Source organism: Desulfocicer vacuolatum DSM 3385, from assembly GCF_900176365.1.
Lineage (GTDB): Bacteria > Desulfobacterota > Desulfobacteria > Desulfobacterales > Desulfobacteraceae > Desulfocicer > Desulfocicer vacuolatum.
In genome coordinates this window covers 345,977-362,220 of sequence record NZ_FWXY01000001.1, presented here as the reverse complement: position 1 = coordinate 362,220, position 16,244 = coordinate 345,977, and the positions used below count along the sequence as shown (strand labels likewise).

11 protein-coding genes and 2 riboswitches are annotated in these 16,244 nt (G+C 43.9%); of the genes, 4 read left to right on the top strand and 7 right to left on the bottom strand.

Annotated elements, in window-relative coordinates:
* The first annotated feature begins 404 nt into the window (after positions 1–404).
* The 3 genes from B9A32_RS01590 to B9A32_RS01575 all read left to right on the top strand — a co-directional run bounded on the left by B9A32_RS01590 (position 405) and on the right by B9A32_RS01575 (position 2,334).
* The gene (locus B9A32_RS01590) at positions 405–899 is read left to right on the top strand and encodes a methyltransferase family protein (protein WP_084066611.1); all 495 of its coding nucleotides are present in this window, start codon (positions 405–407) and stop codon (positions 897–899) included.
* Positions 896–1,417: a MarR family winged helix-turn-helix transcriptional regulator gene (locus B9A32_RS01585; protein WP_084066610.1), complete on the top strand. Its 522-nt coding sequence runs from the start codon at positions 896–898 to the stop codon at positions 1,415–1,417. Before B9A32_RS01590 ends, B9A32_RS01585 begins: the two co-directional genes overlap by 4 nt.
* A gap of 191 nt (positions 1,418–1,608) precedes the next feature.
* On the top strand, positions 1,609–2,334 hold the full coding sequence (locus B9A32_RS01575) for a hypothetical protein (RefSeq protein ID WP_212637570.1): 726 nt from the start codon (positions 1,609–1,611) through the stop codon (positions 2,332–2,334).
* Between the two features lie 142 nt (positions 2,335–2,476).
* On the opposite strand, the gene B9A32_RS01570 is transcribed toward B9A32_RS01575, so the two are convergent.
* The 3 genes from B9A32_RS01570 to B9A32_RS01560 all read right to left on the bottom strand — a co-directional run bounded on the left by B9A32_RS01570 (position 2,477) and on the right by B9A32_RS01560 (position 5,643).
* The gene (locus tag B9A32_RS01570) at positions 2,477–3,787 is read right to left on the bottom strand and encodes a TRAP transporter large permease (protein ID WP_170923656.1); all 1,311 of its coding nucleotides are present in this window, start codon (positions 3,785–3,787) and stop codon (positions 2,477–2,479) included.
* Between the two features lie 13 nt (positions 3,788–3,800).
* Positions 3,801–4,310 carry a TRAP transporter small permease gene (locus tag B9A32_RS01565; protein WP_170923655.1) on the bottom strand — a complete coding sequence of 170 codons (510 nt, stop codon included), beginning with the start codon at positions 4,308–4,310 and terminating at the stop codon, positions 3,801–3,803.
* A 265-nt stretch (positions 4,311–4,575) separates the two neighbouring features.
* The gene (locus tag B9A32_RS01560; protein WP_170923654.1) at positions 4,576–5,643 is read right to left on the bottom strand and encodes a TRAP transporter substrate-binding protein; all 1,068 of its coding nucleotides are present in this window, start codon (positions 5,641–5,643) and stop codon (positions 4,576–4,578) included.
* A gap of 407 nt (positions 5,644–6,050) precedes the next feature.
* Between B9A32_RS01560 and B9A32_RS01550 the strand changes: the two genes are divergently transcribed.
* Positions 6,051–6,929: a LysR family transcriptional regulator gene (locus tag B9A32_RS01550; RefSeq protein ID WP_084066603.1), complete on the top strand. Its 879-nt coding sequence runs from the start codon at positions 6,051–6,053 to the stop codon at positions 6,927–6,929.
* Between the two features lie 265 nt (positions 6,930–7,194).
* Here the strand turns inward: B9A32_RS01550 and B9A32_RS01545 are convergent, their stop codons facing one another.
* The 4 genes from B9A32_RS01545 to B9A32_RS01525 all read right to left on the bottom strand — a co-directional run bounded on the left by B9A32_RS01545 (position 7,195) and on the right by B9A32_RS01525 (position 15,569).
* Positions 7,195–8,487: a nitrogenase component 1 gene (locus B9A32_RS01545; RefSeq protein ID WP_084066602.1), complete on the bottom strand. Its 1,293-nt coding sequence runs from the start codon at positions 8,485–8,487 to the stop codon at positions 7,195–7,197.
* On the bottom strand, positions 8,474–10,678 hold the full coding sequence (locus B9A32_RS01540; protein ID WP_084066601.1) for a nitrogenase component 1: 2,205 nt from the start codon (positions 10,676–10,678) through the stop codon (positions 8,474–8,476). Before B9A32_RS01540 ends, B9A32_RS01545 begins: the two co-directional genes overlap by 14 nt.
* A gap of 246 nt (positions 10,679–10,924) precedes the next feature.
* On the bottom strand, positions 10,925–12,979 hold the full coding sequence (locus B9A32_RS01535) for a TonB-dependent receptor (protein ID WP_084066600.1): 2,055 nt from the start codon (positions 12,977–12,979) through the stop codon (positions 10,925–10,927).
* 410 nt (positions 12,980–13,389) lie between these two features.
* Positions 13,390–13,725, bottom strand: a riboswitch (cobalamin riboswitch).
* A 173-nt stretch (positions 13,726–13,898) separates the two neighbouring features.
* Positions 13,899–15,569, bottom strand: a complete 1,671-nt coding sequence (locus B9A32_RS01525) for a TonB-dependent receptor plug domain-containing protein (protein ID WP_212637561.1) — start codon at positions 15,567–15,569, stop codon at positions 13,899–13,901.
* A gap of 316 nt (positions 15,570–15,885) precedes the next feature.
* A riboswitch (cobalamin riboswitch) is annotated at positions 15,886–16,068 on the top strand.
* Positions 16,069–16,244: the final 176 nt, after the last annotated feature.

Below are 16,244 nucleotides of genomic sequence, written 5' to 3'. Positions count from 1 at the left end.
CGGGCTTCATTTCAAAGCCGGCATTTTTAAATGTACCGATGGGCGCAGTGTGCCGACGGGTTCAGGCTTTTGTTATTGATGTTATCGACCAAGGCCTTTGCCAACGAAAAAAGCCTCGATAATGTCAATAACGAAAGCCTGAACCCACCACGAAATGCGAACACCGAAAGTTGAGTTATCAAGTTATAATATTTTTTCCAGTTATCGACTTAAAGCGGAATGGCCTTTAAAATAAAGGCTTTTGGCAGCCTTGATATGGGATGTAATTTGTTTTTGACGTGAATATTATTCAGTGCCAGGTTTGGATATGAATTAGAAACAATGACAATAATGATGCCAATTTGACAAGTCTATTGTCATGATGTAGGTTTGATCCAACTTTAATCCAGATCAAGGAGGAAATCATGTTGGTTCAAGTGGCTCTTAAAAATCAAAAGAAAGATAATCCGGGTGTGAATATCATGCCCCCTGTCGTGTTTTATGCCTGTCTAATCGCAGGAGGCGTGGCGGAGTTTTTTTTTCCGTCTTTTATTCTAATGCTTGATCATCCAATGGTAAGGATAATTGGTATCTTGATTGGAAGCGCCGGTTTTATATTTATGATGTGCGCCCATGAGAAATTTAAAGCCCTCGGCACCAATGTTCCCACCAATCAATCGGCTTCCCTGTGTGTTATTAAAGGGGCCTATCGGTTCAGCCGGAACCCCATGTATGTGGGAGGTTCTGCCTTTTTTTTAGGTCTTGGACTTGCACTGGGAAGTCTTTGGATGATAGTTTCTTATTTTCCATTGGGAATATATTTGGCTTGTTATGTTGTTCCAAAGGAGGAATCGTACATGGAAAGAACTTTTAAAAATGAATATCTGTTATATTGCGAAAAGGTGCGGCGCTGGGTATGATACAGGTAAAAAAAGATACAGAGGAATCCCGGGGGCAGGTGGTTCACGATCTTTTTAAGGAGGTATTTCTGCTCCATGGGGTGTTATCCGCCATCACTGATACTGTTCATGAGCAGGCCGGTCTGGGGACTCCTCAACGTAGAATTATGCATGTCCTGGACCGGCATGGACCAACAACTATTCCCCATATTGCCTCAAGGCTTGGGGTCAGCCGCCAGTTTATAAGAACGGTTTGCAATAAGATGATTGCAGAGGGTTTTCTGGAGTCCGGGGAAAATCCGTTTCACAAAAAATCCATGTTGATTCGGATGTCCGAGTCCGGTGCTGTGAGATTTCAGCAGGCTGAAGAAAAAGAACACCGAATTATTGAACAGGCCCTGCCTGGGATTGATTTAAAAGAGGCTTCCCGGGCTGTCCAGCTTCTTAAACGGATTCGGGGGCAGATCGGTTCTGTGGATTTAGCAACTTTCCCTTGGAGCCAATCAGAAGATTTTGAAAATCCTGAAGAAAGGTATTGAGATTAAAATAGTCTCCATTAAATCCTTTTGGCTTCCATCAGGGATTCACCATGCATTACGATGTGTTGTACTTAATGAGAAAACAAAATCTGATATGGATTTCCTTATGGCAGATTGCATAGGAATTTCCCGGGAAAGGAAAAATCATCTGTATGAAAATTAAATTGGTTTTAATATTTTATTGTTTGGCCATGTTTATTCCTTTATGCATAGTGCCGTCCCATGTACAGGCGCTGGAAAAAAATGGTCTTCTTGCAAGTCCGGTTTCCGGTCAGGTGGGCATGTATTCATACCGGGTGAAAGATCTTCTGGGTTACACCAAAATAGACAACCGGGGCCGGGAGGTAAAAAAAATCGTTATCCAGCGCGATGCCCAGGGGCGTATTGTGAAAAAAACACACTTTGATCATAATGGCCAAGTTAAATTGGAAATTATATACCGGTTTGACAGCCGGGATCGCCTGGTGAAAAAAATAAAACAGACTTCCCAGGGCCATCCCCTGAAAATCAATCAATACTCCTATAATGTCCGTAAAAATATGTGTACCCATGTGACCCTGGATGGGTATAAAACCCTTTTAAAAACGCATTATTATTATTTTAATCAAAATGGGGAAAGAATTCGTAAAACAACATATAATGCTGAAAATCAGCTTATACGAACCCAGCTTTATATTTTTGATGGATCAGGGCGAAGGATAAAGGATTACACCCTTTCTTCAGAGGGGAGTATCTCCAAAATTACTCAATATCAATACGATGGGAAGGGAGATATGAAATGGATTCAATATTTTGACAAAAATTTTAAACTGAAAGGAAAAAGTCTCATTTCCATGGGTAATTCCCAACGTCCAGAAAAAAAGAACCGTTTTGATGCCACTGGAGAATTAAAATACTCCATACGATACGATTATTAAATCATAGATATAATTTATTTCTTAAACGTCGTGGGTCTGACGGATATGATTACTTTTTAAAAAATATACCTGAATTGCATCAAAGAAGAAACAATTCAGGCATAAATGGATATACTGAAAATCAGCAGTCTTTAAAGAGTACTTAATCAAACAGCAGGGAAGGCAGAAACAGTGCAATCTGGGGGAAATAAGTCAGAACGGTGATCATTAACAACAGGCAGATAACAAATGGCAAAGCAGCCTTGAACAACGCCATGATATTACGGCCACCGGTTACATTGTGGACCACAAAAATATTCATACCCACAGGTGGGGTCAGTAAAGAGCATTCAATGAGAATAACCAAAACAACACCGAACATTATGGGGTCAAAACCAAAGGAACCCACAACAATGGGATAGATAATCGGGACAGTCAGCACAATCATGGAGACACAATCCAGAAAACATCCCAACACAAGATAGAGGGGAATAATGCCAAAAAACCATATAATCATGGGATGAATGGGAAGATCTGCCACCAGGGCGCACAGGTGAGCCGGTACCTTTAGCATGGACAATGAAATGGCAAAAATCTGGGCACCCAGCATGATGAACAGTATCATGGCGGTTGTTTCCAGTGCTGCCAGTGCCGAATTCCTCAAGAGGGTGAAACTCAATTTTCTGTTAAGGGCCGCAATGCCCAGTGCTGCCACACTTGCCACGGCAGCGGCTTCGGTGGGGGTGAATATACCACCGTATATTCCTCCAAAAACGATTCCCATTATAAAAAACAGGGGCCATAACTCTTTTAACGCCGCCGGAATACCTGCAAAATATTTCCAGGAAATTTTTTGTGTTTTTTCCGCGATGTTTGGATTCTGTTTTGTTCTGAACCCGACGTATAAGCTGAAAAGCAGAGCCAAGAGAATTCCGGGGATCAAACCGGCGGCAAATAAACGGCCCACCGAAGCCCGCACAATGACGCAGTAAATGATCATATCAATGGATGGCGGGATTAATATTCCCAGGCATCCTCCGGCTGCGATGGTGCTGCCGATCATGGAACGGCTGTAACCACGCTCTTTTTCTTCTGAATATGCAATTTTACCGATTGTTCCTGCTGTGGCAAGGCTTGATCCTGAAACAGCGGCAAAAAAGGCACAGCTCAAAATATTTGTATGTAATAAAGAACCTGGGATAACTTTGGTTAACTTGGAGGCTCCACTGAAAAGACCGTGACTCAGCCCGCTGTGGAGCATGATTTCTCCCATGAATATATAAAGGGGAATGGCCAGCAGGGTATAACTGTTTAAATTCTTAAACATCAGGTTCCCGGTTAACTGGGGTACCTTTACCAGAAACTCCAGACCGAGTATACCTGTTGCCGCAAGGGAAACGGCAATGTACACTCCACCTGCCAGCAGCACAAAAAGCGGTACAACAAGTCTTATAATTAATAACCACAATGACACGATATACTCTCCTTTACTTTTGTTCCTCACGTTCCTCTTGGGAACCGCTCAGGTTTAAAACCAGTTGATTGAGAAATTCAAGGGATAGAACCCCCAACCCAATGGGAATCAGGGCATACACCGGCCACATAAGGGTCCGACTGGGGAACCAGGATCTTTCACCGCCTTCAATGCCATGCATCAACCACTGTATTCCATGCCAGGTAAGATAAAGCGCAACAATAAGTCCCACCAAGTCGGCAAAAATTTTCAATGGTCGTTGCAGTTTTTTGGGGATATTGTCTGCAACAGCAGTGACCTTTACATGGGCACCGCGCCGTAATGCATAGGCAAAGGAAAAGGAAGTTAAAAGAACCATTCCATAACCGGTGTATTCTTCTACAAACATCCAGTTCACATTGAAAAAAGCGCGGGCAGAGACAAATATAACGATAATAAATACCCAGAAAATAAGGGTGGCTGCTGCGATATTAACTAAAATATTTGAAAGAATTTTTGATGTTTTATTTAAAACGGTAATCACGCAATTTCTCCAGGTTATCAGCGATTTCAATAAAAAAATAACGAGATGTGCATGGTTCATGCGGGGCTTTGTTCATGATGGTGACATGGGGAAAAGGCCCGTCTTGATTCTGAAAAATAAGACAAAAACTAAGGTTTAAAATTTTTTCAACTGAAATTGCCTGATATTTTTGTAAAAAAATTTCCGCAGATCTGGGGAGATTTTTTATTTTTGTTGTGGGCGAACCAGAGTTAAAACAAGGTTCGCCCGTGGCGGTTCTATTTTTTTAATTTTGAGGTTTATAGCCGGGAACATCATATCCCAGATCAATTATGAGTTTTGCGACTTCGTCAAATGCAGCAGCGCCTTCGGGACCACTTCGTTTGATCCATGGCTTCCATATGGCTTCATATGATTTTTCACGCACCTCTTTAAAAAATCCCTTGGAGATGCCATGGGCTTTTATATTATCTTTTAAAAATGCTTCTTGAAGGGCCAAACCGTCTTTTTGTACGGTGGCGGTGCGGAATTCATGGTCTTTTTCAGCCATCAAGTTGAGCAGAATTTCTTTTACGTCTGCCGGCAAAGCGTTTAATGCATCTTTGTTCACAATATAGTTGTTTGTACCAAACATGTAAGACATCATTGTGAGATTGGGGGCCAGCTCTGTCAGACGGGTGCTGTAAGCGGAGAAGAAATCGGTGGTCAAACCATTGACAAGACCTGTTGCAAGGGAAGTATACACTTCACCCCATGGAATGTTTATGGGAGTGCCGTTGAGAAGCGTTACAAGATCGGCGATCTCCGCACTCCATACTCGAACTTTTTTCCCTTTAAAGCTGTCCCAATCCTCCAGAAATCCTTTTTTCATGAAAAATTGCATGTTACCCCAGTTATGATGAATCAGAACTTCAGCGTTCCATCTCTCATCAAGAACTTTTTTCAGATAGGAGTCAAAGACGTCATGTACTTTTAAAAAGGTTTCATAATCTCCGCCGGGTAAGAGCATGGGCAGATCCAGTGCGCCCAGTCTGGGATCCACCCCGGTGACATACCCCCCTGAAAGACCGGTTATCTGAAATTCATTATCTCTCACTGCCCGGAGGGAATCCGCAGGGGCGTAGGGATGTTCACCCGGTAGATAAAGCTCTATTTCCAGCCTGCCGTTTGTCGCTTTCTTTACATCCTTAGCCAGTTGCACCCAGTTAAACGCATCTTCTGTGCCGGCGCACATTATGGCGTTGCGCCATACGATTTTTTTTTCCTTTGACATCGCCGTTAATGGCATGGCGAACAGAAACAACAAGCAAATGCTCATTGCGATGAGATGATACAGCAGATTTCTTTTTTTCATTTGACCTTTCTCCATTATGTTTTGAGGATTAACACATTACATTGACATCAGAGCGATTCTTATATATCTATTGGAAATTATGTCAAATGGAAAAAATTAATGCCCTTCCATGAAATTCATTCATGTCTGTGTGGGAGGTGCTTTTGATGCGAAATCGTCATTAATGAATAGCTTTTGTGTCGATACTGTCTATATTGTTTGCTTTTGTTTCGTGTATAGAAGTCTGTGCGATATTAATATCAGCCGACATATCGGCATTTAATTTTTTTATCGCGGAGCAATTGTTGAAAAGCGGCTTTATTTTCAAAGGTTTGTTGAAATTTTTTTGGCATTTGATTATAACCGCCATGGATGGACGTCATTATAGATATTGCCCACCCATCAAATGAAAAAAGGACTGAGTGCGGATGGATCTGAACAAATTAAAGATATTTTATACCCTGGCGGGAACAAAATCATACACCCGGTGCGCAGATAGACTTTATCTGACCCAGTCTGCAGTGAGCCACGCCATCAAAAAATTGGAAACAGATCTTGGATTTAATCTCATAGACCGGGCCAATCGTCAATTCCGATTGACCCGCCAGGGAGAGTTCCTTTCCACCCGGTGTGCCGGAATATTCGATTGCATTGAGGAAACCCTTGAATATCTGGCCCAGGAAGCCTACCTTCCGATATCCATAACCTTGGGAGCACCGGTGGAGTTTGGATCTTCCGTGCTCATTAAAGGCATGACCCCTTTTTTAAAGAAACATACTTATGTTCATATGGATTTTGATCTTAGATCCGATCTTTTGCCGTCCCTTTTAACAGATAAGTTGAACCTGGTTGTGGATTGCGTGCCCCACATTCATCAGGATCTGGTGGTTATTCCGTTGCTCAGGGAGGAATATGTGGTAATTGCCACTCCACAGTATATTAAAGATAAGAAAATCGTAACAATGAAAGATTTAAGAGGTTGTAATCTGCTTTCCTTTGACAGGAATCTGGGATGGTGGAAAAATTTTATCAATGCATTGGATCACAATGCTGATTTTGGGTTTGATTTTATCACCACCATCTCCAGTGTCAGAGGCATTATCAACGGAACCCTGGAATCTCTGGGGGTGGGTTTTGTTCCCCGATATACCGTATTAAGGGAGTTGAAACAGGGAGAGCTAAATGAACTGTTTCCGGAGATAGAGACTTTGAACGATCAGATTAATATTTATTTAAAAAAGCGTAATTATGAAAAAAAAATATTCAGGGATTTGATACGTCATATCAAATCCCTGACTCTTACCTGAGATGCGGTGCACCTGTGTTTAACAGGTGGGCAAAATGCTGCCATTCCAAGCAGCACACTGTGCTGCCATCATCAATGGATGAGAAAAGCTTGAACATATAAGTGAACAATAGATCTATACCTGCTTGATGTGGCAGGGAGTTAGAAAAAAATAATTCAATGGGATTGTTTAATTAATGTGTGCTGGACCATTCCAATTTCTTTTTTACAACCGGCAAGGGCCTGGGCATCAGGATAATGGGCATCTTTGTGAGGTTCATGGGCGTTCAACAACCGGCCAGGCCGTTGATGATTCGTTCAATGAGATAAAGGGCTCCCTGGGAGCCCATATATGCCTTGGGGATCACATGCTGGTATGTACCTGCCGGCAGGGACAGCTCAATACCTGTAAAGGGATGGCCGGACACCCTTAAACGGGCAATCACGGCCCCGCTTCCAAAAACCACATCCGGAATTTCATGGGCCATGTGGGCCTGCCAGGCCCCGGCACAATCTATTTTTTGAAGAAATAGTTTGAGATTGTGCGTGGATTGGGCATCTCCTCTGTTTACCCGGACAGAAACCGGCACCATGCCAAGGTACTCATAAAGCCATGTCACCAGGGGCAATGCCATGGAGGCATCCCCCTCCACGCCAAAGGTGGCTCCCTTGGGCAACCCTGTCAGGGCATTGAATCGATTTAACGCTTCATGGCTTTTTTGCCGGCCATTTTTAATCAATTCCAGGGCCGGTGCAGGGCTGACATCAAGGATTTCGCACACCCCGGATATCCAGGATTCCGTGGCTTGAAATCCCACAGGGGCGCCATCCGGGGGAATAAAACTATCCATGTTAAATCGCTCTGCCATAAAGGGCATAAGGGTATTGGCATACTCGGCATGGACAACAACATTTAACCGGGCCAAATTTATGTTTTTAAGTTCAGCAAGGGTGCATCCCGCACAGACGGTGGTGTTCACCCGGATGCCGCAGGCTTGCAAAAGAGTGGTGAGTTCGGCAATATTGCCCTGCCAATGGTGGTGAAAAATGGAAACTCCCATTAAATTGACACCGGCTTTTTCCCGGGGAGATTCCAGGGGGGCAATGCGGGTGAGCACCTCTTTGACAGTGTTTTGAAATCCCCATGCCAGGGGCTGGGAAAAGCCTGTGTTTTCCACGGCAATGCAGGGAACAGGCAGGTTGGCGTTTTTAATAAAGCGCAGCAGATCATCGCCGATGAGGGCGGCCCCCGGCGAATTGATTACGCCAATGAGTCCCTGGCCTTTTTTTGCCACCACAGGTAAGATTTTTTCAAGTTTGTCCGTGGCGCCAAATACATAATCGTAATCATCCAGATATGTCACCGGCACCCGGGGCTGACCAAAATAAAATTCTTCACTATAGTACAGCGGATCAATAAAATCGGTGCGGGGCATCTGATTTTCAGAAATCGCACCATGATAGAATTTACATCCTGTGGGACCATTGAGCAGCACGGCTGCATCCCGGATGCCTTCAATGGCCATAATGGCTCCGGTGAAGCTGTCGGGAATAATATTTGAATTATCAGAGGGCATCATTTTTCCATCCTTCGGTGACCGGTGCTTTGATTAAGGTTGCCCAGCGATGGGCAAAGGCAAGTCCGCCGTAAAATCCCACATCCGGACACATGGGAATGATATCCACGTGCAATGGATAAGGCAGGTTTTTGGGGGTGTAATTTCCCAGAAGAAGATCCGGTTTTAACCGTTCCAGATCTTTATCTCTTTTGGCTGGATCATAATTGGTTTCCACCTCAAAACGCTCTGGATATCGGGTGATAAAAAGATTGTCCTGGGAAAAGTTTAAAATACATACTTTGATAACTTCCATGCCCAGATCAAAGGCTGCCTCCACAATCCAGTCCACGTTGTGCATGTAGGTGAGAATCATGAGCCGTCGTCCCTTAAGGGTATGTCCATATGTTTTAATCATGGTTTCATAGTGTCGGCGATGGGTGTCAATGACCCTTTCCCCGGCCATGGATTCATGGAAAAAATCTGCAATTTCCCTGACCCAGGCAACGCTTTCGGAAAACCCCACGGGAAAGGGTTGTTTTGCTGTGGGAATCCCCAGTCTTTCATCAATGAAATCTGCCATGAGGCGCCCAAAATAGTCGGTGTAGGCAGGCAGATTCAATGGGGCTTTTAAAAAGCCTTTCAATTGCTCCACAGAGGTGTTTCTCACAAAGCGGCAATTGATATCAATGTTCATCTCCTTGAGAATGTCCGCAATGGTGTTAAAATTACTCTCTGCGTTAAAGGCAATGTTTTTTTCCGCCAGGATATTTACACAATGGGACTTGGGGGTGACGGTTTTATCCATCAATGCGCCGGCCCCTTCCATGCAGGCATTAAGCACCCCCTGCATGTAATCCCCCCGGAGGTTACCGTCGGAGGTGACGGCAATCACCGGTATCTGGGGGTATTTCTGCCGGATTTCATGGATGGCGGCAACAGGATCATCTCCAATGACCCCGGAGGGACAGGTGGTCACCAGAAATACAGCTTTTGGATTTTGTTCCATGGCCTGTTCAAGGGTTTTTACAAGGTTGTCTTTTCCCCCGTAAATCACCACGGATTCATCCATGTCCGAAGAGATCACCGCCGGGGCTATCTGGTTTTCCAGCAATATCTTTTTCCGGGTAAACAGCCTGAACCCTGCCGATAAAATGGCCTGGCAGGCGATGTTGGTACAGCTTCTGGGGCCGTGGGCCACGGTGACGGTGTCTTTGATCTGGGTGGTGGTGGCAAGGGCTCCGGAAAAGGCGCAGCCGTGCAGGGGTTCCCGGGTGAGAAGGCTTTTGGATAAAAAAACGCTTTTTTTATCGCTGGATTTGACCTTGAATTTTTTTTCCGGCGATTTTTCATTAATCCCAGGCGCTTTGGACGGGACCCGATTTTCCGCATCTGTTTGTGCCTGGGGGGGGGAATCTTGCAAAATCAGCTGTTCAAGAACGTCTTCATTTAAAAATCGGGCAGGGTAAAAGGTATGGTTTTCCAGGACATCCCGGGCAAGATCATGAAAGGCCCGGGCCTCCGTGGAGTCAGGAAAAGCTTCAACCACGGTTTTTTCCATCATTTCAGCTTTTCTGAACAATTCACTTCTTGGTACAGTTTGTTTCACGGGCAGTTTAACATTTTGGGCAAATCTTTTTACGGGGTGGCGGTTCTCATGGGTACCCCTGCTGTTCAGGATTAACCCTGCCAGACGATGGCCCCCTTGGTCAAAATTTTTCACCCCTTTAAGGATGTTATTGGCAGCATAGATGGACATGAACTCCTCTGAGGTCACCACATAGACAGTGTCGGCAAAGCCTTGTCGCAAGGGGACGGCAAATCCACCGCACACCACATCCCCCAGCACATCGTATACCACCACATCAAAGGTGTTCATATCAAGGCCCAGGCGCTCAAACAGAGCAAAGGTGCTTAAAATACCCCGTCCCGCACACCCCACACCGGGTTCCGGTCCACCGGCCTCGGCGCACACAATGCCTTTGTATCCCACATGGAGAACCCGGTCCAGCCGTTGCAGGCCCACAGGGGTGTTTTTCATGTAATCCAGGGCCGTCATAATGCGTTTTCCCCCCAGAAGCAATCGGGTGGAGTCGTGTTTGGGATCGCAGCCGATCTGCAACACCTTTTTACCGGCCTTTGCAAGGGCCGCAGAAAGATTGGCTGAAATTGTGGATTTCCCGATACCGCCCTTTCCATAGATTGCGATTTTCATAAGCTCCCCTGGTTTTTAATTTTTTTTGTCGATAAATTAACATTTCATAAAAAAATCCCCACAAACCAAGGCAAGTGGGGATTTTATTTATATCTTTGATAAATTGTTTTTTTTGCCTGGCTCAATCATGGGGTAAACCGGTAATTATGGTTTAAGATTGCAATAATAGTTTTTCAAAATTATCATTGCAAACCGCCAAGAGAATGCAGAGCGAAGGTCAAAGGCAAAAAACAAACATGGTGTTTATCAAAATTTATATTCCACTCCCAGGGCCACAGTGGCACCGTCTGCCGGATAAAAATAATCCTTGCCGGAGCTTGTATAGGCATAGCCGTCGTAATCTTTGTCCAGTACGTTGTCCACGGCAACAAACCAGGTAAAATCATTATATTTCAGGCGAAGTTTGGTGTTGACCAGTGCATAGCCGTTATAGGTGTTGGTGTTTGCATTGTCCATGGCAAATCCATCCTGGGCCATGATGTTGTTGTCCCACAGTACTTTGAATGTATCGTTTTCAAAAAGCAGGAATCCCAGGTCCACATTCAAGGCGTTGTAGGGTACCTTGGTAATGCGATTATCTTTGATATTGGTTCCTGATTTTATGAAAATATCGTCGGAATATCTGGCATCAGTATAAGTGTATGCCACATTGTAGTTAAAGTATTTGCACGGGGTGCCGGAAAGGCCCAGTTCAAATCCTTTGGTGGTGGCTTCACCAATGTTTTGTTTACCCATATACTTGCCGTTTTCGTAGGCAGAATCCATCATATCGTCAATCACCATATGATATACGGATGCATCAATGTTCAACCAGGCAGCATATTGATATCTTACACCTGCTTCATACTGGGTAAAGGTTTCCGGTTCCAGCACATAGGCGTTTTTGGAAGAGTAGGAGCCACTGGCATAATAGTCATAAATGCTTGGGGGACGGTAGGAACGACTGTAGCTTCCATAAATACCAAGGTTGGCCATGGGTTGATAATTAAGACTGAGCTTGGGATTTAATTTGTCATAATCAGGATTGTCATTGTAATCGTATTTGCCACCCTGGGAAAAGTCATACTCAGCGTCGTTGTCAAATTCAAAATAGTCGTATCTGAGACCTGCTGTGAGGGTCAGATTGTCCAGAATGGAGAATTCATCCTGGATAAATACGCCGATCACCTCGCTTGCAAAATCGCCGGTTTTTTTGGGATCAGGTTTGGTATAGGCTGCTCCCACGGTCTTGGACCCTGCTTTGGTGGTGGCAAGGTCGATTTGATCATTGTCATAATCAAACCCCACGGACAACTTATTGGTCCGGCTCATCAAATCGCCTTTATAAGTGACAATGGCGCTCATGCCGAACACATCCTCTTCCAGCTCTTCAAGGTAGGGGGTGGAGGTGGCCATGAGATAATTTTCGTAGGTTTTATCCCGATTTTTATAATAAACTGTGGTTTTGACATCAAATAATTTTTTTGTGATGTCCAGATTTATTCCGGTGATCAGATCGTCATTATCTGTAAGACTGTAATCTGTTGCCTGGGTGGGATCTTCATCTTTCTGGGCCTGGGTCAGTTTCTTAGCAAGGGATCGTTTTTTGTCCATGACATTGACATAGCCGCCAACTCTTACATCATCGGAAATCCAGTAACCCAGCTCGCCGTTGACATTGAAATTGTCAATATCTGTTTCATCACGATAGCCATCTTCATCTCTTTTTTTAACATTGAGATTATAATCCCATTTTCCTTTGCCGCCATTGATAAGTGCAGATAGTCGCCGGTCATTGTTGGACCCGGCAATGGCACTTACAGAACCGCCAAAACCGTCTTTGCCCCGTTTGGTGATAATGTTGATAACACCCCGGGCTGCATTTCCGCCGTAAAGGGATGACATGGGACCTTTGACAACTTCGATCCTTTCCACGTTTTCAATGGGAAGGGCTTCGTAATCCACATATCCAAATTTTCCAATATTAACGGGAATGCCGTTGAGCAACACCAGAGCACCGGGGCTCATGCCCATTTTGGTGCCCCTCAGATTGATTTTCGGTTCAAGGCCCGAAGCATTGGTATAGGAAATACCCGGCAAAGTTCTTAACACTTCTGCCACATTCTCTGCATCCAGCCGTTCAATATCTCCTGCCGAAATAACGGAAATGTTGGATGCTGTTTTCATAATGGAATTTTCGGTTTGGGTGGCGGTTATAACCACCTCATCCAGTTGTTGAACCGTTTCACTGGCCTGGGCCGGGGTCAATCCCGGCAAACAGCATATCCCTGCAACAATAATAGCAAATAATTTTTTTTTCATCTTTTTTTCCTCTTACAAACACAATTTAACAAAAATACATTAAATATGCATTTCTGCGGTCTGCTTTTTTTGCAAAGCAATTTTAAACATGGTGAACAATTACGCCGGTGGCGTAACTGTCCATGTAAAGTCAATGCACTGAGTTGAAACGTATTCTTTCCTGTGAAGCAGGAAAAAAAAAGCTTCATTTACAGGCGTTTGCCTTTTTTTTACGAGGACAAGATTTTATGATTTGAATTGTATTTGTGAAAATCGCATTCCGGTGTATCCATGGAAACACAAAAAAAATGCATTTCAGACCATGGCAACAGATGCAAAAAACACCCCAAATCATCATAAAACAACGACCTGGGATGTCCCATTTTTATCCGGCAGGATCATTAAATCATTTTTCCCGTCCACGAAAAAATGATTCATCTATTGTTCAGGCAGGTCTTCTGACTCTCCTTACCCTTTCAGCAGCCTTCCCACCCGGGATTGCATCTGTTTTTACAAAGCAGGCTTTTAAGCTATAATTTTCCATATCAATGATTTTGTAAATCATTGAAAATTACGGTTTAAAATCAAGCTGAAAACAAATCCAATACAATAAGGCAGTGGCATACACAGCTGAAGTGGCTTTCCCTTTAATTATGGAAAAAACGGATTACAGCGGCGGGCCCGTCCCCGATTCTCACGGGGTTCCCTGTTCAAAACATCCCATTGCCGTGTCATTTTTTTTATGACACTGCATCACGGGACATTTCTATGCATATCAAGCACCCAAACAATTTTATTAGATCGCTTTAAGCAGCTTTTGGGTGAATAGTCAATGTTTTTATGTGGCTACCTCTATTTTTGATTCAGGTTCAAGGTCCGTTGGATTCAGTTTTTTATAAAAAGACATGGCCTGCCGGTTTTTTATTTTTTTAAAAAAATGTTAAAATTTATATTCCAGACCCACAATCCAAAGCAGGGGAGGGGCAAGCAGGCCATCTACGAAATAATAGGTGGTATCGGCAATGTTTTCTATTTCTGAAAAAACACTGAATTTCTGGAAAAAATATTCTGCCCGGGCATTGGCAATGAGGTATTGTGAAACACTCCGGGTATTGGATTTGTTGGTGTAGTTTTTGGATGTGTACAACAAATTAAGATTAAAAAATAGTTTCGGAGTGGGGGTGAAATTAAAATCCACATTGGCCCGATGGGCAGGCTTGGCCGTTAGCCATAAGCCTGTTTTTTCATTTTTTGCTTCAAGGTAGGTGTATGAACCGTTGATGGCAAGCTGTTCCAGGGGGCGATAATTGATGCCCAGGTCTCCGCCTTTGTAAGTTGCCTCTCCCAAATTTTGATATTGGCCAATGCCGTAATCATTGCGAACATAGGTGATTTTGTCTTTGAGCCGGTTGTAAAACAAGGTCACGTGGGTGGAAAGTGCATCAGAATGGGTCATGGAGAGCCCCAGTTCATAATTGTTTGAGGTTTCCATGGTCAGATCAGGGTTGGGAATGGTGGACGAGGTTTCATTGTATCTGTGATAAAACGACGGTGTATTATTGGCACGATTATAGGATGCAGATATCTGCCAGCTGTTTTTCTTGTAAATTATTTTTAATTCCGGGTTTACGGCATTTTCAAAATCTGAGTTATAATTGCCGCGAAGCCCCATGGAAAGGGTGATGGGCAGGGAATCAAAGCTCCTGGACCATGTGGAAAATGCAGAAAGAGAATTTTCTTCTTTGGAGGAAAAGGCTGTGCCTGATGCTGTGTTTAACTCCCAGGCTGCCCCCAGATTAAATCCATTATTTTTGTTGAATTTCCAATTATACTTGATGTCCTGGCCCCATTTTTTTACTTTAATGCTTTTATCCAGACCTTTGCTGATATCGGTGTTGTGTTTTTTCCCCTGGTTCAGGTATGTTTTTGCGGTGACGGCATTAAATGAAGAGAGAAGAGAAAAAATGGAGATATCTGTTTCTTTACGTGAAAAGGGCGTTGGAAAATCGGGCAGGCCGCTTAACCCGCGTTCATCGTTCATATAATCAGCTGTTAAAATAAAGTCTGCGGCATCCCCGGGGGAGTATTCAAGTCGTCCCCCCAGCCTGTGGGTCTCTTTGTCATTATTTAGTTTGTATCCATCGTCTGTGTTGTATTCTCCAGATAGACCAAGGCCCATTTTTCCCAAAAGCATGGTGGCGTTTGTTTTTGCGTTGAATACATCATTTCTGCCCACATGGGTTTTAACGCTTCCTTTGAATTTCGTAATTTTTCCGGTGGAAATTAATATCACCCCCCCTGCGGCATCACTGCCATGGGATACCCCGCCCTTACCCTTGAAAACCTCAATTTTTTCAATGTGATCGATGTCCACCATATCCCACCGGACACCACCGTGGGTGGCTGTGGGATCGTTAAGGGGTTTGCCGTTCACATAGACCTTGACCTTGGATGAGCCGTGGATGGATACCGATGTGTCTCCGCATCGCACCCCCGGAATCCGGTTTAAAATATCTGCCATGGTATTAACGTTCATGGCTTCAATTTCTTTGGCTGTGATGGTGATGGCATCACTGCCTTTGGATGCCGTTGAAGTTGTTGGGAAGTTCAAAAACAAACACCAGATTCCCAGAGCAATTGCCGTAAAAATTTGTTTGTCTGCCATACTGTTTCCTTGACCTTTTTTAAGATGAATATCAATAAAATGTTGTTTTTGAACAAATGCTTATTGTCGGCTGGGTGAAACAGATATATGATATAAGGCGCTTTATCAACTGAAAATTTTATTTTAAGCTCGTAAATATTTACTTAAGCTCTGGAAACCAAAATGGAAATCGTTGAAAAGTCCCTTCTCCACATTTCCACCACGTCCACCCTGGGTTCGGTTGTTCTTTTGCGCTTGACTTTCCTTTTTATCCTTTGTAATTTGTCCAGATAATTTATCAGGTTTTGCTGTTGCAAACAGGGAATCCCGTGAAAATCGGGAGCGGGCCCGCCGCTGTAATCGGGGACGAACACTGCAAACATGTCACTGGATATTAATATCTGGGAAGGCGCAGTCAGTAGAATGATCCGAAAGTCAGAAGACCTGCCTGGTGAAGAAAAGCAATTTAACCCCGAAGATATATTTAATATGCTTGGGGGCTGACAGGTAAAACATCACCGATCTGATCGGTGGGTGTCCGACAGGTGAACATGTCGACTTTTCCCCGTTAAATTGCTTAAGGATACATTGCATGGGAGTGCTATTGTGTCCAATAGACTCCCATGGATAAAAAAGGGAAAT